The sequence below is a fragment of the Dyella sp. SG609 genome (assembly GCF_012275375.1).
GTDB lineage: Bacteria > Pseudomonadota > Gammaproteobacteria > Xanthomonadales > Rhodanobacteraceae > Dyella_D > Dyella_D marensis.
On sequence record NZ_JAAZQJ010000008.1, the window covers coordinates 39994 to 59620 of the forward strand.

General features: G+C 69.2%; 20 protein-coding genes. 8 read left to right on the forward strand and 12 right to left on the reverse strand.

Translation table 11 applies throughout. The features are described 5' to 3' along the window. Position 1 precedes the first annotated feature (1 nt). The 3 genes from FHW85_RS14885 to FHW85_RS14895 all read right to left on the reverse strand — a co-directional run bounded on the left by FHW85_RS14885 (position 2) and on the right by FHW85_RS14895 (position 2319). Positions 2-1486 carry an efflux transporter outer membrane subunit gene (locus FHW85_RS14885; RefSeq protein WP_168648783.1) on the reverse strand — a complete coding sequence of 495 codons (1485 nt, stop codon included), beginning with the start codon at positions 1484-1486 and terminating at the stop codon, positions 2-4. Positions 1487-1515: 29 nt separating this feature from the next. Beyond that, complete coding sequence (locus tag FHW85_RS14890; protein WP_246866783.1) at positions 1516-1944, reverse strand: MarR family transcriptional regulator; 429 nt, start codon at positions 1942-1944, stop codon at positions 1516-1518. Positions 1945-2040: 96 nt separating this feature from the next. Then, complete coding sequence (locus FHW85_RS14895) at positions 2041-2319, reverse strand: hypothetical protein (RefSeq protein WP_168648784.1); 279 nt, start codon at positions 2317-2319, stop codon at positions 2041-2043. Positions 2320-2500: 181 nt separating this feature from the next. Between FHW85_RS14895 and FHW85_RS14900 the strand changes: the two genes are divergently transcribed. Then, positions 2501-3322 carry a helix-turn-helix transcriptional regulator gene (locus FHW85_RS14900; RefSeq protein WP_167252935.1) on the forward strand — a complete coding sequence of 274 codons (822 nt, stop codon included), beginning with the start codon at positions 2501-2503 and terminating at the stop codon, positions 3320-3322. A 7-nt stretch (positions 3323-3329) separates the two neighbouring features. Here the strand turns inward: FHW85_RS14900 and FHW85_RS14905 are convergent, their stop codons facing one another. Then, entirely contained in the window at positions 3330-3602 is a 273-nt protein-coding gene (locus FHW85_RS14905; protein WP_167252934.1) for a 2-hydroxyacyl-CoA dehydratase, read from the reverse strand. Between the two features lie 396 nt (positions 3603-3998). On the opposite strand from FHW85_RS14905, the gene FHW85_RS14910 reads away from it, so the two are divergent. Beyond that, positions 3999-5585 (forward strand): MASE1 domain-containing protein, encoded by a 1587-nt coding sequence (locus FHW85_RS14910; RefSeq protein WP_168648785.1) that lies wholly within the window; start codon positions 3999-4001, stop codon positions 5583-5585. 77 nt (positions 5586-5662) lie between these two features. Here the strand turns inward: FHW85_RS14910 and FHW85_RS14915 are convergent, their stop codons facing one another. Both FHW85_RS14915 and FHW85_RS14920 read right to left on the reverse strand, forming a co-directional pair. Further along, positions 5663-6121, reverse strand: a complete 459-nt coding sequence (locus FHW85_RS14915; protein ID WP_168648786.1) for a hypothetical protein — start codon at positions 6119-6121, stop codon at positions 5663-5665. A gap of 122 nt (positions 6122-6243) precedes the next feature. Beyond that, entirely contained in the window at positions 6244-8703 is a 2460-nt protein-coding gene (locus tag FHW85_RS14920) for a prolyl oligopeptidase family serine peptidase (RefSeq protein WP_168648787.1), read from the reverse strand. A 299-nt stretch (positions 8704-9002) separates the two neighbouring features. Here FHW85_RS14920 and FHW85_RS14925 point away from each other — a divergent pair, with 299 nt between their 5' ends. The 4 genes from FHW85_RS14925 (at position 9003) to hemC (ending at position 12493) form a co-directional block, all read left to right on the forward strand. Continuing rightward, the gene (locus tag FHW85_RS14925; protein WP_167252930.1) at positions 9003-9668 is read left to right on the forward strand and encodes an alpha/beta fold hydrolase; all 666 of its coding nucleotides are present in this window, start codon (positions 9003-9005) and stop codon (positions 9666-9668) included. A gap of 52 nt (positions 9669-9720) precedes the next feature. Then, positions 9721-10794: a histidine kinase gene (locus tag FHW85_RS14930; protein WP_168648788.1), complete on the forward strand. Its 1074-nt coding sequence runs from the start codon at positions 9721-9723 to the stop codon at positions 10792-10794. Then, the gene (locus tag FHW85_RS14935; RefSeq protein WP_167252928.1) at positions 10772-11476 is read left to right on the forward strand and encodes a LytTR family DNA-binding domain-containing protein; all 705 of its coding nucleotides are present in this window, start codon (positions 10772-10774) and stop codon (positions 11474-11476) included. Before FHW85_RS14930 ends, FHW85_RS14935 begins: the two co-directional genes overlap by 23 nt. 96 nt (positions 11477-11572) lie before the next feature. Beyond that, positions 11573-12493 carry a hydroxymethylbilane synthase gene (gene hemC / locus FHW85_RS14940; protein ID WP_167252927.1) on the forward strand — a complete coding sequence of 307 codons (921 nt, stop codon included), beginning with the start codon at positions 11573-11575 and terminating at the stop codon, positions 12491-12493. 64 nt (positions 12494-12557) lie between these two features. Here hemC and FHW85_RS14945 read toward each other — a convergent pair whose 3' ends face one another. Then, positions 12558-13391: a DUF481 domain-containing protein gene (locus FHW85_RS14945; protein WP_167252926.1), complete on the reverse strand. Its 834-nt coding sequence runs from the start codon at positions 13389-13391 to the stop codon at positions 12558-12560. A gap of 115 nt (positions 13392-13506) precedes the next feature. Beyond that, positions 13507-14259 (reverse strand): hypothetical protein, encoded by a 753-nt coding sequence (locus FHW85_RS14950; RefSeq protein WP_168648789.1) that lies wholly within the window; start codon positions 14257-14259, stop codon positions 13507-13509. A 247-nt stretch (positions 14260-14506) separates the two neighbouring features. Here FHW85_RS14950 and FHW85_RS14955 point away from each other — a divergent pair, with 247 nt between their 5' ends. Together FHW85_RS14955 and FHW85_RS14960 are read left to right on the forward strand one after the other, a co-directional pair. Next, positions 14507-15490, forward strand: a complete 984-nt coding sequence (locus FHW85_RS14955; protein ID WP_168648790.1) for a YafY family protein — start codon at positions 14507-14509, stop codon at positions 15488-15490. A 34-nt stretch (positions 15491-15524) separates the two neighbouring features. Beyond that, the gene (locus tag FHW85_RS14960) at positions 15525-16511 is read left to right on the forward strand and encodes a patatin-like phospholipase family protein (protein ID WP_168648791.1); all 987 of its coding nucleotides are present in this window, start codon (positions 15525-15527) and stop codon (positions 16509-16511) included. On the opposite strand, the gene FHW85_RS14965 is transcribed toward FHW85_RS14960, so the two are convergent. The 4 genes from FHW85_RS14965 to FHW85_RS14980 form a co-directional block, all read right to left on the reverse strand. Further along, a complete protein-coding gene (locus FHW85_RS14965; RefSeq protein WP_167252922.1) occupies positions 16489-16863 on the reverse strand; it encodes a DUF488 family protein in 375 nt (124 codons plus the stop codon). The genes FHW85_RS14960 and FHW85_RS14965 overlap by 23 nt on opposite strands. A gap of 90 nt (positions 16864-16953) precedes the next feature. Beyond that, complete coding sequence (locus tag FHW85_RS14970) at positions 16954-17670, reverse strand: glycosyltransferase (protein WP_168648792.1); 717 nt, start codon at positions 17668-17670, stop codon at positions 16954-16956. A gap of 150 nt (positions 17671-17820) precedes the next feature. Beyond that, positions 17821-18687, reverse strand: a complete 867-nt coding sequence (locus tag FHW85_RS14975; RefSeq protein ID WP_167252920.1) for a ParB/RepB/Spo0J family partition protein — start codon at positions 18685-18687, stop codon at positions 17821-17823. A gap of 2 nt (positions 18688-18689) precedes the next feature. Further along, positions 18690-19547, reverse strand: coding sequence for a ParA family protein (locus FHW85_RS14980; RefSeq protein WP_168648793.1), 858 nt, complete (start codon positions 19545-19547; stop codon positions 18690-18692). Positions 19548-19627: the final 80 nt, after the last annotated feature.

Here is a 19627-nt window from a genome sequence, read left to right on the forward strand (position 1 = left end):
TTCAGAGAGAGCGTGCGGAAACGGAGGAAGAAGACGCGGCGGAAGCCGGCGCGGAGGCGACGTCATGCGCCTCGCCCTGCGGACGGAAGCCGCCGCCGAGCGCCTGGATCAGCTGCACCGAAAGATCGACCTGCTGCGACTGCAGCGCGGCCATGCGCTGCTGCGCCTGCAACAGCTGCTGGCGCACGATCAGTGCCTCCAGGTAGTTGCCGATGCCGGCCTTGTAGCGCTGGTCGGAGAGCTGCCAGGCCTGGGTGGCGGCGTCGAGCGCGCGCTGCTGCGCGTCGATCTGGCGCTGCGCGGACTGCAGCGCGTTGTAGTCGTCGGACACTTCATTGGTGGCGGCGACCAGGGTCTGGTTGTACTGCGCCACCGCCAGGTCGTACTGCGCGTCCTTGCCGGCAAGGTTCGCGCGCAGGCGGCCGCCGTCGAAGATCGGCAGGCTGATCGACGGCGCCAGCTCGTAGAAGCGGTTGCGCAGGCTGAAGAGATTGCCGCCGCCCAGGTTCAGCAGGCCGGCCATGGCGCCGATGCTGACGTTGGGCATGAACTCGCTCTTGGCGACCTTGATGTCCTTGCCGGCCGCCTCGACGCGCCAGCGCGCGGCGACCAGGTCGGCGCGGTGGCCGATCAGGTCCACCGGCAGGTTGCCGGGCACCCGCAGGGCGGCGGGCTTCAGGGCCTGCGGGCGCTGGATGTCCAGGCCGCGGTCCGGACCCTTGCCCAGCAGCACCGACAGGGCCGAGCGCGCCGCATCAATGGAGCGGTCGGCCGCGGCCTGCTGCTGCTCGGCGGAGGCGACTTCGGTATCGGCCTGCTTGAGCTGCAGCTGGTTGTCGATGCCGGCGCTGACGCGCTGGCGGGTGAGGTCGCGGGCGCGGTTGGCGCGTTCCAGTTCGGCCTTGGCCACGTCCTGCTGCGCGTAGGCGTAGCCGAGCTGGGTGTAGGCGCGGGCCACGTTGGTGGACAGCTGGATGCGCGCGGCCTGGCGGTCGATCTCCGCGGCGCGCGCCTCGCCCAGCGCGGCTTCCCAGGCGGCGCGCTTGCCGCCCCACAGATCCAGGCCCCAGTTGAAGCTGGCATAGCCGTACTTGGCCCAGGCGAAATGGCCTTCCGGCGCGATCAGCCCGTCCGGCAGGCGCGCGCCGGCGATGCTGGCGCCCGCGTTCACGGTGGGGCCGCGCGCGGCATCGGCCGCGCCGACGGTGGCCTGGGCCTGCCGGGCGCGCGCATCGGCGGCGGCCAGGCTGGGGTTGTCGCGCAGCGCTTCGCCGATCAGCGCATCGAGCTGGCTGTCGCCCAGGGCGCTCCACCAGTCCTGCTGCGGCCAGGCCGCCGGCGAGACCTCGATGCCCTGGAGGCTGCGCTCGCTCTTGAGCGCGGAAGCTTCCGCGAGCGTGCCGGACGGATGCAGGCCGCCGCTGCTGACGCAGCCGGCCAAAGCCAGGCTCAGTCCGATCGCCGCCGCCGTGATGTGCAGACGCATGGTCATAAGTCCAGAAGTGAAGTGGTGGATCAGTGCCTGTCGCGCAGTGCGTGCAGCACGCGCGTGAGGTAGTCGCGCAACTGCTGCCGCTCGGTCTCGTCCAGCGACACCTGGGCGGCTTTCACGACGCGGTCGTTGCAGTTGATGAGTTCCTGCGTCATCGCCTGGCCTTCGTCGGTCAGCTCGATGCGCAGGGCGCGCCGGTCTTGCTCATGCGGGCGCCGGCGCAGGTAGCCCTTGCCTTCGAGCTGGTCGAGCTGGCGGGTCATGGCGCCGCCGTCCAGCTCGATCGAGCGGGCCAGTTCGCCCGCCGTCATCGGCCCCAGCGCGGACAGCCGCTTGAGGATCAGGAACTGGGTGAAGCGCAGCTCGATGCCCCGGGCGGCCAGTTCGGTCTCCATGGCGCGGACGATTTCCGTGCGCACGGCGGCCAGCAGCATGCCGATGCTTTCCTGCATGGGGGGATTGGCGGGATTCATAGCCGCGCATTCTATTGCCGCTCAAATATTTGTCAAGGCAAATATATGACAAGCATATTCTGCCTTCGCAAATATTCAGGCCGCCGCCAGCGGCCGCGGCCGCGACGGGACCTGCGCACGCCGCGCCGCCAGCTCGTCGGCGACCATGGCGGCCAGGGCCGGGTCGCGGATGGCGAACAGGTCGAACACGCCCAGCGCCTGCAGGGCCGGCAAGGCGTCCAGCAGTTTCGGTTCCACCTGGCGGCGCAGGCTTTCGGGGGTAAGCGGGTCGAGCATCAATTGGGCGTTGACCACGAAACGGGTCAGAACCTCGGCGGCGTCCATCGGAATGGACGGCGAGTCTTGGGCTGACATGCCAGTCTCCTTCAGGAAGTTTTCCAGTAGGACGTCCGCGGAGGCTTGGGCGTGACCGCGCGTGGCGAGGGGACGTCGCGCCCGGGGTAGGCGCAGTACGTAAGCCTAGGCGGAGGCCTTAATGGCCTGATATCGTCAGAGGGACAATTTGTATCTAGAACCGGTCATTCGATATATCGCCATGTCCGACACCCCGCACGGCTCCATCGAACATTTCCATTGGCTGGAAAGCGCCGAAGGCCCCGACCTGATCGCCTACGTGCTCAACGGCGAGGGCAAGAACAAGGCCTTCCACACCGTGGAATCGGACTGGCACAGCCACGTGCGCGGCCAGTTCTTCTACCTGGAACGAGGCCTGATCAGCGTACGCACCGCCTACGGCGCCTGGACCCTGCCCCCGCACCGCGTGGGCTGGCTGCCGCCGGGGGAACTGCACACCGTGCGCGTCGCCGAGGCCACCCAGGGCTGGGGCGTCTACGTCGCGCCCAACGCCTCGGCAGGCTTGCCCGGGCGCACCTGCGTGCTCAACGGCAACGAGCTGATGCGCGCCCTGGTGCTGCGCGCGGCGACCTGGTCGCCGATGCAGCCGCTGGTGGAGGAGCAGGAACGCCTGCTCGCCGTGCTGATGGACGAAATGCGCCGCGCCCCGGAAGAACCGCTGCACCTGGTGCTGCCCAGCGACCGCCGCCTGCTGCGCATCGCCCACGCGGTGCTCGAACACCCGGACGACGTGCGCACGCTGGAGGAATGGGCCGACTGGGCGGGGCTTTCGCCACGCACGGTGACGCGCCTGTTCCGCTACGAAACCGGCAGCAGCTTCGCGCAGTGGCGCCAGCAGGCGCGGCTGGCCCGCGCATTGGAGCGGCTGGCCTCGGGCGAGGCGGTGGCCAGCGTGGCCGATGCGCTGGGCTATGCCAGCGTCAGCGCCTTCGTGGCGATGTTCCGGCGCAGTTTCGGGCTGTCGCCCGGGCGCTATTTCGATACGCAGGCGGTGATCGCCTGAACGGCCTTCAGGAGGCGCTTTTCGGCTTGCGGCCGCGTTTGGGCTTGGCGTCCCTGGCGGCGATCAGCCCCTGGATATAGCCGACGCCGTCCGGTTCGGGAAAGAACGCGACCACGTCGGCCACCGAGAGGTCGTAGCGCTTGCGCAGCTCGAGAAATTCCTCGCGCGCGCGGGCCATGCGCGTAGCGCCGCTGGGCTTGCCTGCATCCGCTTCCTGCTTCTGATCGAGCGCGGCGAGCTCTTCCTGGAAGCGCCGGTATGCGTCTTTGGGGATGGTCATCGAAGGCGGGGAGGTCGACCGGAGCGGACATTGTGGCACGAGGCCCCGGCCCGCCGTAGCGGCATAAAGGCTGAAAGTTTCACGTAAGTGAACGGCAACGTCCTATCCTTGGCGCCGCTTCGACTGTCCATTTGCGACGAGATCGGCGATAAGCCGCGGCCGCCCGCAGTACAAACGGGCGTCGTTCCGGCGGACGGGAGGGTCGCGTCCGGAGCTTTAAGGGAAAGCGGAACTCAAGGCCATCCACGCGGCGTCCGTTAACGTTACCGGCCATGTGGAATCCTTCACTATGGTTTCACGGCTACCGCTGTCCCATTCGATAATTTGCTGTATCCGCAGGCGGCCGCCTTCACATTTGTCGAAGCCGATCGCTCTAACAAGCTCAGGGGAGCCGGGATGCAATCGAGAGCTGTGGAGAATCCTCTGCTACGCCATGGAGCGGCGGCGCTGCTTTACGCCTTGGGTTTCGTATTGCTGCGCCAGGTCTCTTTTTCGTATTGGGTACTGTTCGCCGGTTATCGCCTGACCGTCCTGCTGCTGGTGCCGCGGCGCTACTGGCCCGCGCTCGCCGTGGGCGAACTCGGCCCGCTCGGCTATACCGCGTGGCTGTGCATGGACGATTTCGGCGGTACCTGGTCGGCCATCATGATGGTGCCGCCGATCGCGCTGGCCATGCCGGTGGTGCATCTGTGCCGCGAGCGCTGGCAACTGTTCCAGGGTCGCCACCATGTGCGCATCAGCATCCTGCTGCTGTGTGCGCTGGCCTGTTCGCTGGTGTGGACTCTGGCCAACCTGGCCGCCGTCTCGGTGTCGATCAAGCCGGCCGGCTATCCGCCCATGGATTACCCGCTGCTGGCCGGCCGCTGGCTGATCGGCAACTACCTCGGCGTGCTGACCGTGGCGCCGCTGGCGCTGATGATCCGCGAGGTATGGCAGCTCACCTCGGCGCATGAGCGCTGGACGCGCCTGATGGACAGCCGCCTGTTCCTGGAAAGCGCGCTCGGCCTGCTGCCGGTGCTGATGCTGCTGGCCTGGATCGGCGGCGGCGGCATGGGCGAGCAGGCGCGCCAGGTGGCGCGCATGAGCATGTTCATCCCGGTGGTGTTCCTGGCCCTGCGCCATGGCTGGTACGGCGTCGCCATCGGCGGAACCATGGCCAGCACGGCAGTGGTGTTCACCATGCCGGCGGCGTTCGATCCCGGCACCATGCAGGCGGAAGTGCTGATCGCCTTCACCATCTCCACCATGATGATGTTCGGCGCGCGCATCTCGGTGCTCAACCGGCGCGACCTGCAGGAGCGCCTCGACGCACGCCAGACCCTGGCCCTCGCGCAGCGCACGCTGTTCCTCGGCGAACTGCGCATGCGCCAGACCGCGATGGCGATCGAGCAGGTGCGCGGCAGCATCCAGCAGACCAGCAACCTGATGCTGGAGCGCCTGCGCTACACCGTGCCCACGTCCGAAGAACGCCAGTACCGCCTGCAGACGGCGTTGAACCAGGACCAGCTGTTCCGCCTGGCCGACAACCTCCATCCGGTGAGCTGGCGCCAGCGCGGGCTGCCGGCCGCGCTGCGCGAAGGCGCCGTGGCCCGCACCCTGGAAGCGGCCGGCGTGCGCTACACCTGCGACATCGAAGGCCGCGGCCTGAGCCAGCTCTCGCCCGGCATCCACCTGGTGCTGTACCGGACCATCGGCGAGATCGCCGGCAGCCTGTGCGGCGACCGCGACATCAGCGGCATCCACGTGCGCCTGCGCGGCGGTGCGTTCGACGGCCGCCGCTGGGTGGTGATGCGCATCGACGGCCTGCGCGACGAAGTGGCCGCCCGCGCCGTGCGCTGGGGCGAGCTGATGCAGGGCCTGGCCACCACCAGCACCGGGCTGGAAGCGATCCGCGACCAGGTCGCGCTGTTCGAGGGCCAGGTGCGCGAGCGCCGCGTCGCCCATGGCAACCGCATCAGCCTGATCCTGCACAACCCGGAATAAGCAGCAACGCCGGGCGGCATGAAAAAAAGGGCGCGCCGGAAGGCGCGCCCTTTTTGTTGGTCCGCCGGCCCCGCCGCTTACTGGACGTGGGTGCTGCACTCCACCGGGTCGCTGCAGGTGGTGCTGTCGGCGGCGAAGGCCGAATGGCCGTTGGCGAGCGGCTGCACGGTCACGCGCACGTCGTTGTCGCGGTACACCGTTTCGCCGGTCTGGCCGGTGGCGGCGGTGGTCAGCGCCGAGGCGTTCGGGCCGGCCGAGACGGTTTCGGCATCCGAGCCGATCGGCAGCACCAGGAACTGGCCGTTGGCGGCGGCGAAGGCGCCGCGCACCTTGCCGTTGAGGTCGTTGACCTGGATGTAGCGCACGCCGTCCTTGATGAAGACGTAGACGTGCCAGCGCGGGCTGGAGCTGACATCGGTGGCGTTGGGCCAGGACTGACCCAGGCCGGTGGCCGGGAACTGGCGGGCCATGGCCGAGGTGGAAACCGCCAGGGCGGCGAACAGGCCTGCCCGAAACAGACTACGTGCACTCAGCATAACGGCCCTTCCTATAGGTCCTTGGCGCGAACCGCGGCACTCTATCAGTGAAATCCGTGATGAATATGTGAGCAGTCAGGCCAAAAACAGGGTCCGGCCCGACTGCCACATGAATGCCCCGATCAGCGCCCCGCCGCAGTTTCCTGCGTTCGCACCGGCTTGACGTAGGCGTCGAAAAGTTCGTCGATCCGGCGGTACTCGTCGTACCAGGAATCCGGCTGCACGAAGCCGTGCCGTTCCATCGGATACAGCGACATCCAGAAGTTGCGCTTGTGCAGCTCGATGAAGCGCTGGTACAGCCGGATCGAATCGCTGGCCAGCACGTTGTCGTCGACCAGGCCGTGCTGGATCAGCAGCGCATCCTGCAGCTTGTCGGCGTATTCGATCGGCGAGCTGGCCGTGTAGGCCTCCGGGTCCAGCTGCGGATCGTTGAGGATGTTCGAGGTGTATTCGTGGTTGTAGCTGGACCAATCGCTCACCGGCCGCAGCGCCGCGCCCGCGGCGAACTCGCCCGGCGCGCGCAGCAGCGCCATCAGGGTCATGAAGCCGCCGTAGCTGCCGCCGTAGATACCCACGCGGTGCGGATCGACGCCATGCTCCTTGACCAGCCAGGCCTTGCCATCGAGCAGGTCTTCCAGTTCCGGATGGCCCATCTGGCGGTAGATCGCATCGCGCCAGTCGCGGCCGTAGCCTTCGGACGCGCGGTAATCCATGTCCAGCACCACGTAGCCCTGCTGCACCAGCAGGTTGTGGAACATCTGCTCGCGGAAATAGTTGGACCAGCTCAGCGTGACGTTCTGCAGATAACCCGCGCCGTGCACGAAGATCACCGCCGGCTTCGACGCCGCAGCCGCTTCATCGGCCGGCCCGTAATACTTCGCCCAGATGGTGCCGGCGCCGTGCGACGAAGCCACGCCGACGATCTTCGGCGCGATCCACGCGCGCTGCGCGAAGGCCGGCTTCATGGTCTGGGTCAGTTCGCGCGGCGTGCCGCCGGCGCTGTCCTGCACCGCCAGCTGCGGCAGCACGTAAGGCGCCGAATGCAGCACCGCCAGCTGGCGGCCATCGGGCGAGAGCACGAAGTCGTCCGTGCCCTGGTACTGGGTGAGCCGCGCCAGCGTGCCGCCTTGTGCCGGCACGCGGTACACGTCATAGCTGTACGGCGCGACCTGATTGCTGCGCAGATAGAACCACTGGCCGTCCTCGCTCAGCACCGGGTGGCTCAGTTCGAACTTGCCGCTCGTAAGCGCATGCGCCTTGCCGCCGAGGCTCTTGGCGTACAACTGCGAATAGCCGGTTTCCTCGCTCAGATACCACAGCGTGCGGCCGTCCTTGAGCCAGCCGAAATCGTTGAAGTTCCAGTTGATCCAGGCGCGGTCGGTGAGGCGGTGCTGATTCACCAGCGCGTGCGTGTCGAAATCGACGCTGGCGATCCAGCGGTCCTTGTTGTCGATCGCGCGCAGCTGGATGGCGAGGTTGCCGCCGTCGTCGCTCCACGCGATGCCGCCGCCACCGCCGTCGTCCGCATCGGAAATGATGCGCACGGCGCGCTGCTCCGGCGCCTTCAGCGCCTTGGCCTCGTCGCTGCGGCCGGCCTTGTTCAAGTCGGCGATCGCCCTGGCGCGCAGCTCCTTCAGCGGATCGTCCTTGATGCCCGGCAGCACGCCGGCATCCAGCGGATAGCTCTTGCGCGCGCGCAGGTCGACCAGCAGCAGCGACTGCGGGACGGGATCGCGGCGGCCTACATAAGTGCGCGTGGACTGCTGTTCGGCGTAGCCGGATTCGGTCACGTAATGCGTCAGTTCCGGCGTCTTGCCGCCGGCATCCTTGGGCTGGGTGACCACCAGCATCCAGCGTCCGTCCGGCGACAGCTCGGCATCGACCAGTTCGCCCACGTCGCCCAGCCAGATCGGGCGCGGCGCGCGGCCGGGATCGGCGGCGGCGAGCGTTTCCTCGTTTGCGCGCGCCGCATCCTTGTCGGCCTTGGCCGCGCGCAACGCCTTGAACAGGCGCAGCTGGTCGCGGCCCAGCGCATCGGGCTGCTTGCCGCGCGGATCCTCGCCCACGTTGAGCACGGCCGCGGGCGACGCGACACCCGCGGCGATGTCATAGACGAACCACTGCTTGCCCTGGCGGTACTGCAGGCTGCGGCCGTCGCTGGAGAAACGCGGCGAGGTTTCGGTCTCCGGCGTGCGGGTGACCTGCACGCGCTTGCCGGTGCCCGCTTCCACCAGGAACACGTCGCCGTGCAATACGAATGCGGCCTGCTTGTGCTGGCGATCGAACACAGCCGGGCCATCGGCCTGCGCCAGCGCTTCCGGGCCCAGCTTTTCGCTGCGGCCGCTGGCCACGTCGATGCGGTAGCGGTCGCGCAGCTTGCTGCCGTCGCGCTTGAGCGAGTAGTACAGGCTGCGTCCGTCGACGCTCCAGTACGGCGCTTCCACCGCGGCGCCGATCCAGTCCGGGCTGGCCATGATGGTTTCGAGGTCGAGCGTGCCCGTGGGGGTGGCGGCCGGCGTGTCGGCGAACAGGGCGGGGCTGGCCGCCAGGGCGGCGAGGGCCGCGAGAAGCATCCGGCGCATGGGCGCGCTCCACTGCAAAAACGCCGGAGCATAACCAAGACGGCTCCGCCCGCAAGCGCCATGGGTCCTGTATCCGGCAGGTGAAGGCGCAACGTAGGCTGCTGCAGCCGAGCCCCACACGCGCCGCCAGGAGGCACCATGCGTCAGCCGCACCGCCCGCATCCCCGACCGCGGCGGGCGGTTTTGCATGCACGGGCCATCGCGTCCGCTTCGCGTAAGCGATTGCGTGCATCGTGCGTTTGATGGCTCCCCGGCCACCCGGACCGCTCCGCCCCCTCCCCCTTGCGTAAGCCTCCTGCATGTCCCTGCCTACCGTCGAGCACGAAACCGCCACCCGGCTGACCCATAGCGTGATCTGGCTGCACGGCCTGGGCGCGGACGGCCATGATTTCGAACCGATCGTGCCGGAGCTGGTGGCGCAGGAATGGCCCGGCCTGCGCTTCGTGTTTCCGCATGCGCCGGTACGCCCGGTCACCTTGAACGGCGGCATGCCGATGCGCGCCTGGTACGACATCGCCGGGGTCGACCTCACCTCGCGCCAGGACGAAACCGGCATGCGCGCCTCGATCGAAGCCGTGCAGAAGCTGATCGCGCGCGAGAACGAACGCGGCGTGCCGGACGAGCGCATCGTGCTGGCCGGCTTCTCGCAGGGCGGCGCCATCGCGCTGGCCGGCGGCCTGCGCCATCCGCGCCGGCTGGCCGGCATCGTGGCGCTGTCCACGTATCTGCCGATGCAGTCCTCGTTCGAGGCCGAGCGCAGCGCGGCCAATGCCGCCACGCCGGTCTTCTGGGGCCACGGCACCGCCGACCCGATCGTGCCGCTGACCCGCGGCGTGCATTCGCGCGACGTGCTGCAAGGCCTGGGCTATCCGGTGGAATGGCATACCTATGCGATGCCGCATTCGGTCTGCGCCGAGGAGATCGCCCACCTGCGTGCCTGGATGACCCAGCGCCTCACCGGCTGAGCGCGCGCCAGGACACGGCTGCGGCCGATGCGCTTGGGCATACTGTGCGTCCATGCGCCAACCCGCCGCCAAACGCCTCGCCCAGGCCGGTCTCGAACCGAGGCCGCTGCCGGATTTCTGCAGCGCGCCGGCGCTGTTCGCACTGCTGGTGGTGGCCGCGCTCACCGTCACCGTGATGCTGCTGGCGCCGGAAAGCAGCCGCGGCTGGCGCGGCTACAGCGTAGGCATGCTGTTCGCCGAGTGGATCGCCATGCTCACCGGCGTGGCGCTGTGCAAGCTGCGCCCCGCGCTGGAAAAACTGCACGGCCTGCTGCCGTATGCGGCGGTGTGGCTGATCATGCTGCTGATCGTGGCGCTGACCAGCGTGCTGGCCGCATGGATGGACGGCGCGCTGCACATGGGCCTGATCCGCGGCGACGACGCGTTCGAATTCGTGCGCGACAACAGCACCATCGCCGCCCTGCTCGGCGCCGCGATGCTGCGCTACTTCTACGTGCTGGCGCAGTGGCAGGCGCGCCTGGCCGCGGTGGCGCGGGCCCAGGTGGAAGCGCTGCAGGCGCGCATCCGGCCGCACTTTCTTTTCAACAGCATGAATACGGTGGCCGCGCTGATCCGCGTCGATCCGCGCGCGGCCGAACGCACGGTGGAAGATCTCTCCGAACTGTTCCGCGCCGCGCTGGGCCGCCACGACACGCGCGACGGCACGCTGGACGAGGAACTGGCCCTGATCGAACGCTACCTCGCCATCGAGCAGCTGCGCCTGGGGCCGCGCCTGCGCATCCGGCGCGAACTGGACGGCCTGCCCGGCGCGTTTCCGCTGCCGCATCTGCTGCTGCAGCCGCTGGTGGAGAACGCCGTGCGCCACGGCATCCAGCCGCTGCGCGAAGGCGGCGAGGTGATCCTGCGTGGGCGGCGGCTGCAGCGCGCGATCGAGATCGAAATCGACAACCCCTTGCCCGACACGCCCGCCCGCGGCGGCAACGGCCACGGCCTGGCGAATGTGCGCCAGCGCGTGGCTTACCGCTACGGCCCGCGCGCGGAAGTGAGCGCCGGCCCGCTGGGCGGGCGCTTCGTGGTGCGCCTGCTGCTACCGGAAGACAACGATGCGCGTACTGATCGCCGATGACGAACCGCTGGCGCGGGCCCGCCTCGCCGCGCTGCTGGACGAATGCGGCGAGGCGGTGGAAATCGCCGGCAGCGTCGGCGACGGCGACGCCGCGCTGGCCGCCATCGCCGAGACCCAGCCGGACCTGCTGCTGCTGGACATCAACATGCCCGGCCTCGACGGCGTCACCCTGGCCAGCCGCCTGGCCGGCAAGGAGCGTCCGCAGGTGGTGTTCTGCACGGCGTACGAGAACCACGCGCTGCAGGCCTTCGAACTGGGCGCGGTGGACTACCTGCTCAAGCCCGTCAGGCTGGAACGCCTGCGCGAGGCGCTGCAGCGCGCGCGCCAGCGGCTGGCCGCGCTGCCGCGCGAGACCAGCTACCTGTTCGGCCGCCTGCGCGGCGAACAGGTGCGCATCGCGCTGGACGAAGTGGTGTGCCTGCTGGCCGAGGAGAAATACGTGGTGGTGCAGCATCGCGGCGGCCAGCTGCTGCTGGAAGAGTCGCTGCGCCAGCTGGAAGAGGCCTATCCGGACCAGCTGATCCGCCTGCATCGCAACTGCCTGGTGCCGCCGCAGCGCCTGCTCGGCCTGAAGACCCTGGCCGACGGCCGCGTGCTGGCGCGGCTGGGCGGTACCGAACTCACGCCCGAGGTGAGCCGGCGCAATCTGCCGGCGGTGCGCAAGCTGCTGCGCATGGGCTGAGGCCGGGTGCGGCGGCGCGGCGCATATGGCGGACTGCGGGACGAGCGCGGTTTACGCGACAATGGCGCCCCTTCCGCCCGGAATGAAGAAACTCCCATGACGCCATCGATCCTGCGCATCGCCACCCGCAAGAGCGCGCTCGCGCTGTGGCAGGCCGAGCATGTGGCGGCGGAACTGCGCAACGCGCATCCGGGCCTGATGGTGGAACTGGTGCCGATGACCACGCGCGGCGACGAGATCCAGGACCGCTCGCTCGCCACCATCGGCGGCAAGGGCCTGTTCCTCAAGGAACTCGAAGTGGCCATGCAGGAAGGGCGCGCGGACCTGGCGGTGCATTCGCTGAAAGATGTGCCGTCCGAGCTGGAACCGGGCTTCACCCTGCCGGCCGTGCTGCCGCGCGCGGACGCCGCCGACGCCTTCATCAGCAACGACTACGCCGACCTCGCCGCGCTGCCGCTGGGCGCGCGCGTGGGCACCTCCTCGCTGCGGCGCCAGGCGCTGCTGCGCTCGCTGCGTCCGGACCTCACCCTGCTGGACCTGCGCGGCAACGTGGGCACGCGCCTGGGCAAGCTCGATGCCGGCCATTACGACGCGATCCTGCTGGCCTGCGCCGGCCTGGAACGCCTAGGTCTCGCCGAGCGCATCCGCGGCCGCCTCGCCGCGCCGGACTGGCTGCCCGCGCCGGGCCAGGCCGCCATCGCCATCGAAGCGCGCAGCGACCAGCCCGCCACCTTGGCCCTGCTGGCCGCGCTGGACGACGAGCACACGCGCATCGCGGTGGACGCCGAGCGGGCCATGAACCAGGCCCTGGGCGGCAGCTGCACAGTGCCGGTCGGCGCCTGGTGCGTGGTCACCGAGCGCGGCCTGCATCTGAGCGGCCTGGTCGGCGACGTGGCCAGCGGCCGCCTGCTGCGTGCGGAAGCCGAAGGCGGCAGCGACGAAGCGCAGGCGCTGGGCCGGCGCGTGGCCGGGGCCTTGTTCGCGCAAGGCGCCTCGGCCTTCCTCGGCGAACACTGAGAGAACCCCGAAATAAAAACGGCCCCGCCAGGCGGGGCCGCCGAAAGCGCGTGCGGGTGACGGCTTAGAAGTTGTAGACCAGGTTGGTCGTCATCAGCGTGTCGGTGTTCTTGGTGCCCGGCTGCACGTCGCTGTTGTAGCGCACCTGGTAGCCCACCTTCAGCGCCATCTTCTTGGTCATGCTGACCGAGAGGCCGATGTCGTTCTGGTAGTACTGGTTCTTGGAACCCGCTTCCAGCAGCAGCGTGTCTTCCACCGCGGTGTTGGCGGTGAGGCGGTACTTGTAGTTGACCAGGCCGCGGCCGACCGCTTCGCTCTGCGTGTCCTGGCGCTGCTTCACGTCCACGCCGTCGACCTGCACGGTGCGGTCGGCCGGGCGGTAGCGCTTGTAACCGGGGCCGGCTTCGAAGGAGAGCTCGGTGCGGTCGGTCTTCAGCGCGATGTAGCCATAGCCGATCGACACGATGCCCTGCCAGATGTTGGCGCCGAAGTCGTCATGCTCGTAGCGCAGCGCGCCCACGATGTAGCTGCGCGGGTCCAGCTTGTAGCCGACCGAGGCGCCGGTGTCGTAGCGGTTGGCGGTGGTGCTGAAGCGGTCGATGGTGTTGCCGGCCGAGTCCTGCACCTGGACTTCGCCCTTGGAGCGCATGCCGTTGAGGAAGAAGTTGTTCTTCCACAGCTCGTTTTCCTGGTTCAGGCCGAGCTTGGCGTTGACGTTTTCGGTGCGCGAGTTGCCGTGCGCGGAAGCGAAGCCGAATTCGCCGGAACCGCTCCAGCCGCCGTTGGCGCCCGGATTGCTATTGCTGGCCGGGTCGGCCGGAGGCGCCGCATCCTGGGCGTGGGCGGTGAGGCTGACCAGGCTGGCCAGCAGGGCGCTGGTGATTAGGGCTTTTCTCATCGGGGCGAGATCCGTCTTGTTTGTTAAACGATTGTAATCGGGTGAAACCTTAGCGGAAAGGCTTGAACTTGCTGTGAATACGCCGGCATTGGTTGCGAATGGCGCCGAAAGTCCATCATGTGGAATGGAAAACGCCACCATCATGACTGGACAGCCTGCCGCATAAACGAGGTTCAACGCTTTTGCCGACCAGGCAGCTGACCGCCGCCAGCAGGAGCAGCAGCCCGCTGGACTCCGGCCGCTGGGCCAGCACGATCAGGCAGGGAATCAGGTAGACCAGGGCCAGGAACAGCAGCCGGCCGGGCCAGCCGCGCGAGCGCACCGCGCCGTCGCGCCACCAGAACATCCCGCCGACCAGCAGCGCCAGCAGCTGCAGCGCGAAGATCCATGGCACCGAATGGATCGGCTGGTCGCCGTCCTGCGCGGCCAGGCACAGCCACAGCCACAAACCGCCGGCATAGCTGGCCGAGACCAGGCGGGCGAAGATCCGCGCGCGGCCTTCCTGCGCATCCTCGGACAAGGCGTCGATCAGGCAGGCCAGGGCGCCCAGCGCCAGCGCCGCCGCGGCCAGGCGGGTGGCCCAGAAGAGGTTGTCCCCGCGTACCAGCCCCGCCACGCCCAGCATCGGCAGGTAGGCCGCCAGGGCCAGCATGGCCTTGGCGGTGGGCCGGCTGCCGCGCCCGAAGCGCCAGCCGAGCCAGCCCGGTACCCGCGGCAGGCGCAGTAAGGCGGCCAGCGGCGCGAAGCTCACCAGGACGCCGCCCAGGGCCAGCGGTACCAGCGCGTCGCCGCGCCCGGCCGGATATACGCCCAGCGCCAGCGCCGCGCCGAGCAACAGCCACAGGCCGTAGCCGCTGCTCGCCAGCACCCGCAAAGCCCTGCTCGGCAGGCTCGGGGACGGCGCAGCAACGGTGGCGGGTGCGGATGTGCGGTGGGGGAACGTGGGGTCGCCGGGCATCTCGGCTCGCTCTGCATCCTCGGATGGGCCAGGGAGCCTCCGGAGTCTAGGCGATTTTCACGCCGCGATGGGCGCCGCGCATGTCAGACTCTGCGTACTTGCGACCGCCATGGGCGATGCGCATGCTAGGCGAATCTACGCGTCACCTTCCTGGGCCATGGACCGCTACGAGCGCATTCTCACCCTGCACCGGCTGCTGAAGTCGGCGCACTATCCGGTACCGCTCCCCCGCCTGATGGACGAGCTGGAGTGCTCGCGCGCGACGCTTTACCGCGACGTGGCCTTCCTGCGCGACGCCCTGGGCGCCCCGATCGAAAGCGCCGGCGGCGAGCACGCCGCGTTCCGCTATGCGGCCGGCGAAGGCGAGCGCTTCGAACTGCCGGGCCTGTGGCTCACCTCGGACGAACTGGCCGCGCTGCTGGCGCTGAACGAGCTGATCGGCCGCAGCGGGCCGGGCGTGCTGGCCGGCGCGCTGGCGCCGTTCAAGGCACGCATCGAACACCTGCTGTCCGACCAGGGCAGCGGCAAGGCGCTGCCGATCGAGCGCATCCGCGTGATCGCCTGGGGCGAGCGCAAGCTCGACCAGCAGGTGTTCCGCATCGTGGCCGGCGCGGTGCTGGAGCGGAAGCAGCTGCGCTTCCGCTACCGCGCGCGCACCACCAATGCCGACAGCAAGCGCACCGTCTCGCCGCAGCGCCTGACCCACTACCGCGACAACTGGTACCTGGACGTGTGGGACCACGACCGCGAGGCGCTGCGCAGCTTCGCCGTGGACCGCATCGCCGAGCCGCTGGCGCTGGACATGCCGGCGCGCGACGTGGCCGAGGCCGAACTCAACGACATGCTCGCCTCCAGCTACGGCATCTTCGCCGGCAAGCCCAAGGCCTGGGCCACCATCCGCTTCTCGCAGCATGCGGCGCGCTGGGTGGCGGACGAGCACTGGCATTCGCAGCAGAAGGGCATGTGGCTGCCCGACGGCCGCTACGAACTGCAGGTGCCGTATTCCAACTCCAAGGAGTTGCTGATGGACGTGCTCAAGTACGGCCCGGATGCCGAAGTGGTCGCGCCGCTGTCGCTGCGCGAAGAGCTGAAGATCCAGCTGCAGCTGGCCTTGACCGGCTACCAGCAGGCGCCGCGTTGAGCGCCGTCCGGCCGGGCGCTTCCGCCGCATCCGCATGAGCAGTCCGCTCCCCGTCGACGCCGCACCCGCCGCGGCCGCGCGCAAGCCCACCGTGGCGCTGGCGCTGGGCGCGGGCGGCGCGAAAGGGCTGGCGCATATCGGCGCGATCGAGGAGATCGAGCGCCACGGCTACCAGATCGTCGCCATCGCCGGCACCTCGATGGGCGCGCTGATCGGCGGCATCTATGCGATGGGCAAGCTGGAGGCCTACCGCGACTGGGTGTCGGCGCTGGCCAGGATGGACGTGCTCAAGCTGGTCGACTGGACCTTCTCCGGCGGCGGCCTGATCAAGGGCGAGCGCATCATCGGCACCTTGCGCGAGCTGATCGGCGATGCGCGGATCGAAGACCTGCCGCTGGCCTATACCGCCGTCGCCACCGACCTGGACCGCGAGCGCGAGATCTGGCTCACCCGCGGCTCGCTGTTCGACGCCATCCGCGCCTCCATCGCGATTCCCACCATCTTCCGCCCGCAGCTGCTGGACGGCCGGCGGCTGGTCGACGGCGGCCTGCTCAATCCGGTGCCGGTGACGCCGCTGATCCGCGAACCGGCCGATTACATGTTCGCGGTGAGCGTGGACGGCGCGATCGAAGCGGCCAAGCCCGAAGTGGCGCACGAACACCCGGTGGAAGCGCAGAACGGCTACCGCCACCGCATCGGCGAATTCATCGGCCGGCTGATGCCGCACGGCGAAGCGAAGGACGCCGAGGCGGCGCGTCCGCGCGATCCCGGCATGCTCGACCTGCTGGCGCAGTCGATGGACCTGATGCAGGCCAACCTGGCGCGGCTGCGCCTGGCGGCGTATGCGCCGGACCTGCTGATCCAGCTGCCGCGCAATATCTCCATGGCCTACGAGTTCTACCGGGCGCGCGAACTGATCGAGCTGGGCCGCGAGCGCGCCAACACCGTGCTGAGCGAATGGAAGCCGCCGCACCACCGCTTCGTCGGCGACGCCGGCCTCAATGCGGACCGTGGCCCTTGAGCCAGGCTTCGAGATACGCCTTCAGCGCCACCGCATTGTTGTGTTCCTCGTCCTTGGCGCCGTAGACCAGGGTGACGCGGCGATGCGCCGCTTCGCGCACCAGTTCGCGCCAGTGCTCGGTGCGGGTCTTGCCGTCCAGTTCGGTGGCGTAGCGGTGGCGGAAGGTGTCCCAGCGCGAAGGGTCGTGGCCGAACCAGCGGCGCAGCGACACCGAGGGCGCCAGTTCCTTGGCCCACATGTCCAGGGCGGCCTCGTCCTTGTTCAGGCCGCGCGGCCACAGGCGATCGACCAGCACGCGCTTGCCGTCGCTCTTGGCGGTGGGCTCGTAGACGCGCTTGATCGCAATGCTCATGGCAGTGGCCCGGGCGGAGGGAACCGGTCCACAAGCATACGCCGACCGTGCGCGCGGAACACGTCCGGGCGCACGTAAGGAACGTAAGACTTACAGCTCTTCGACGCGGGTGACCTTGCCCCGGCGCATCAGCCAGGCCACGCCGCGCAGATCCGCGATGCCCACCCACAGGCGGTCGAGCATGCCGTACTTGGACGTGCCCGCGGTGCGCGGACGATGGCCGACCGGCACGCTCTGGCTCTGGAAGCCGGCACGCTTGACCAGGGCCGGCAGGTAGCGGTGCATGTGGTCGAAGTAGGGCAGGCGCAGGAACACTTCGCGTTCGAACAGCTTCAGGCCGCAGCCGGTGTCCGGCGTGGCGTCGCGCAGCATGCGCGAGCGCACCGCGTTGGCGATCTTCGAGGAGATGCGCTTGTTGAAGCTGTCGCGGCGCGTGGTGCGCCAGCCGGCGAGCAGGCGCACGTCCTGCGGAGCCTGGTCGCGCGCGGCGAGCAGCTTGGGGATGTCGGCCGGATCGTTCTGGCCGTCGCCGTCGAGCGTGGCGATCCACGGCGAACGGGCTGCGTGCACGCCGTTCCACACCGCGGTGCTCTGCCCGCTGCGGGTGAGGTGGCGCACGATCCGCAGCTCGGGGTACTTGGCCTTCTCCGCCGCCAGCACCGCCACACTGTCGTCGCTGGAATCGTCATCCACGTAGACGACTTCGAACTCGACCTTGCCGCGCAGGGCGGCGGCGATTTCGGCGAGCAGCGGCGGGATGTTGTCGCGCTCGTTGAACACCGGCACGACCACGGACAGTTGCGGCATGAGAGGCAGCCTTTAGCTCTTGCGGAAAGGAGGGCGCGCGGCGCCCGGGGCGCATTCTAGTGCGTAGGGGGGTTGGCGGCGAGCCGAGGCGCCGCGCCAAGGACGTGCAGGGCCGCTGAGCGAGGCCACGGTGGGCCTCGCCGCCGGGTTTCAGCGGATCTTGCCGAGGATCCCTTCCAGCTCGTCGTTGCTGTGGTAGTGGATCACCAGCTTGCCGCGGCCGCCGCGGCCGTGGGCCACTTCCACGCGGGTGGCGAAGCGCTCGGCCAGCTCGCGCTCCAGGGCGTCGACGTTGGGGTCGCGCGCGGCGGCGCTCTTGGCCTTGCCCTTGGGCGCGGTCTGCGCGCGGCGCGCGGCTTCTTCCAGCTCGCGCACGCTCCAGCCGTGGCGCGCCGCTTCCAGCGCCAGGCCCTCGGCGTCGTGCTGGGGCAGGGTGAGCAGGCAGCGGGCGTGGCCCATCTCCAGCTTGCCTTCGTCGAGCAGGCGCTTGATGGAGTTGGGCAGCTCGGTGAGGCGCAGCAGGTTCGATACCGCGGCGCGCGAGCGGCCGACGGCTTCGGCGGCCTGCTGGTGGGTGAGATCGAAGTCGTCGATCAGGCGCTTGAGCGCGTCGGCTTCTTCCAGCGGGGTGAGGTCCTGGCGCTGGATGTTCTCGATCAGCGCCATCGCCGGCACGGCCACTTCGGGCACGTCCTTCACCAGCGCGGGCAGCTCGCTCAACTGCGCGCGCTGCGCCGCGCGCCAGCGGCGCTCGCCGGCGATCAGCTCGTAGCTGTTCTTGCCGATCTCGCGCACCACCACCGGCTGGATCAGGCCCTGCGCCTTGATCGAGGCGGCCAGCTCGTCCAGCGCCTCGTCGTTCCAGTGCCGGCGCGGCTGGTACTTGCCGGGCTGGATGTACTGGATGGGCAGGGTGCGCAGCTCGCCTTCCTGCTCGATCACCGAAGGGGTGTCGTCACCGCCGCCCAGCAGGGCGTCGAGCCCGCGTCCGAGGCCTCGTTTCTTCGCTGCGGCCATGCTTACTCCTGGTGAATGCCGGCGGCGGCGTCGAACGCCGTTTCGCTGCTGTCGCCGTGCGGCACGGGGGCCGCTTCGGCGGCGGCGCCGGCGGCCAGGCCGCGTTCGCGCCGGATGATCTCGCCGGCCAAGCCGATATAGGCGATGGCGCCGCGCGAGCTGCGGTCGTAGAGATGGATCGGCTGGCCGTGGCTGGGCGCCTCGGCCAGGCGCACGTTGCGCGGGATGATCGAGCGCAGCACCTTGTCGCCGAAATGCGTGGTGAGCTGCGCGGAGACTTCGTTGCCCAGGTTGTTGCGCACGTCGTACATGGTGCGCAGCAGGCCTTCGATCTCCAGCTGCGGATTCAGCCGCTGGCGCACCGCTTTCACGGTATCGAGCAGGCTGGACAGGCCTTCCAGCGCGAAGTATTCGCACTGCACCGGAATCAGCAGCCCGTCCGCCGCGGCCAGCGCGTTGAGCGTGAGCAGGTGCAGGGTGGGCGGGCAGTCGACCAGGATGGTGTGGTACTTGTCGCCGATCTTGGCCAGCTGCTCCTTCAGGCGCATCTCGCGGGCGATCGCGTCCATCAGCTTCAATTCGGCGGCCGTGAGGTCGCCGTTGCCGGGCAGCAGGTCGTAATGCGCTTCGGTGGTGACGATGGCGCGCTCGATCGGCGCTTCGTCCAGCAGCACCTCGCAGCCGTTGGGCTTGGCCACGCGCTTGTCCACGCCGGACGCCATGGTGGCGTTGCCCTGCGGATCGAGGTCGACCAGCAGCACCTTGCGCTTGGCGGCGGCGAGCGCCGCGGCAAGGTTGACGGCGGTGGTGGTCTTGCCGACGCCGCCCTTCTGGTTGGCGACAGCGATGATGCGAGCCATGGTGTCGTCGATGCCGTGAACGTGGGAAAAGAGGGCTAGGTTACCATCGGAACCCCGGCCCGGCAGGGCTTCGGGGCTGC

Excerpts from the sequence above, each read along its gene's own strand:
- FHW85_RS14905 (WP_167252934.1), bottom strand. The coding sequence starts at position 3,602 with ATGACCATCCCCAAAGACGCATACCGGCGCTTCCAGGAAGAGCTCGCC.
- FHW85_RS14955 (WP_168648790.1), top strand. The coding sequence starts at position 14,507 with ATGGACCGCTACGAGCGCATTCTCACCCTGCACCGGCTGCTGAAGTCG.
- FHW85_RS14900 (WP_167252935.1), top strand. The coding sequence starts at position 2,501 with ATGTCCGACACCCCGCACGGCTCCATCGAACATTTCCATTGGCTGGAA.
- FHW85_RS14975 (WP_167252920.1), bottom strand. The coding sequence starts at position 18,687 with ATGGCCGCAGCGAAGAAACGAGGCCTCGGACGCGGGCTCGACGCCCTG.
- FHW85_RS14935 (WP_167252928.1), top strand. The coding sequence starts at position 10,772 with ATGCGCGTACTGATCGCCGATGACGAACCGCTGGCGCGGGCCCGCCTC.
- FHW85_RS14980 (WP_168648793.1), bottom strand. The coding sequence starts at position 19,547 with ATGGCTCGCATCATCGCTGTCGCCAACCAGAAGGGCGGCGTCGGCAAG.
- FHW85_RS14890 (WP_246866783.1), bottom strand. The coding sequence starts at position 1,944 with ATGCAGGAAAGCATCGGCATGCTGCTGGCCGCCGTGCGCACGGAAATC.
- FHW85_RS14970 (WP_168648792.1), bottom strand. The coding sequence starts at position 17,670 with ATGCCGCAACTGTCCGTGGTCGTGCCGGTGTTCAACGAGCGCGACAAC.
- FHW85_RS14895 (WP_168648784.1), bottom strand. The coding sequence starts at position 2,319 with ATGTCAGCCCAAGACTCGCCGTCCATTCCGATGGACGCCGCCGAGGTT.
- FHW85_RS14915 (WP_168648786.1), bottom strand. The coding sequence starts at position 6,121 with ATGCTGAGTGCACGTAGTCTGTTTCGGGCAGGCCTGTTCGCCGCCCTG.
- FHW85_RS14965 (WP_167252922.1), bottom strand. The coding sequence starts at position 16,863 with ATGAGCATTGCGATCAAGCGCGTCTACGAGCCCACCGCCAAGAGCGAC.
- FHW85_RS14910 (WP_168648785.1), top strand. The coding sequence starts at position 3,999 with ATGCAATCGAGAGCTGTGGAGAATCCTCTGCTACGCCATGGAGCGGCG.
- FHW85_RS14920 (WP_168648787.1), bottom strand. The coding sequence starts at position 8,703 with ATGCGCCGGATGCTTCTCGCGGCCCTCGCCGCCCTGGCGGCCAGCCCC.
- FHW85_RS14960 (WP_168648791.1), top strand. The coding sequence starts at position 15,525 with ATGAGCAGTCCGCTCCCCGTCGACGCCGCACCCGCCGCGGCCGCGCGC.
- FHW85_RS14925 (WP_167252930.1), top strand. The coding sequence starts at position 9,003 with ATGTCCCTGCCTACCGTCGAGCACGAAACCGCCACCCGGCTGACCCAT.
- FHW85_RS14885 (WP_168648783.1), bottom strand. The coding sequence starts at position 1,486 with ATGCGTCTGCACATCACGGCGGCGGCGATCGGACTGAGCCTGGCTTTG.
- FHW85_RS14945 (WP_167252926.1), bottom strand. The coding sequence starts at position 13,391 with ATGAGAAAAGCCCTAATCACCAGCGCCCTGCTGGCCAGCCTGGTCAGC.
- FHW85_RS14930 (WP_168648788.1), top strand. The coding sequence starts at position 9,721 with ATGCGCCAACCCGCCGCCAAACGCCTCGCCCAGGCCGGTCTCGAACCG.
- hemC (WP_167252927.1), top strand. The coding sequence starts at position 11,573 with ATGACGCCATCGATCCTGCGCATCGCCACCCGCAAGAGCGCGCTCGCG.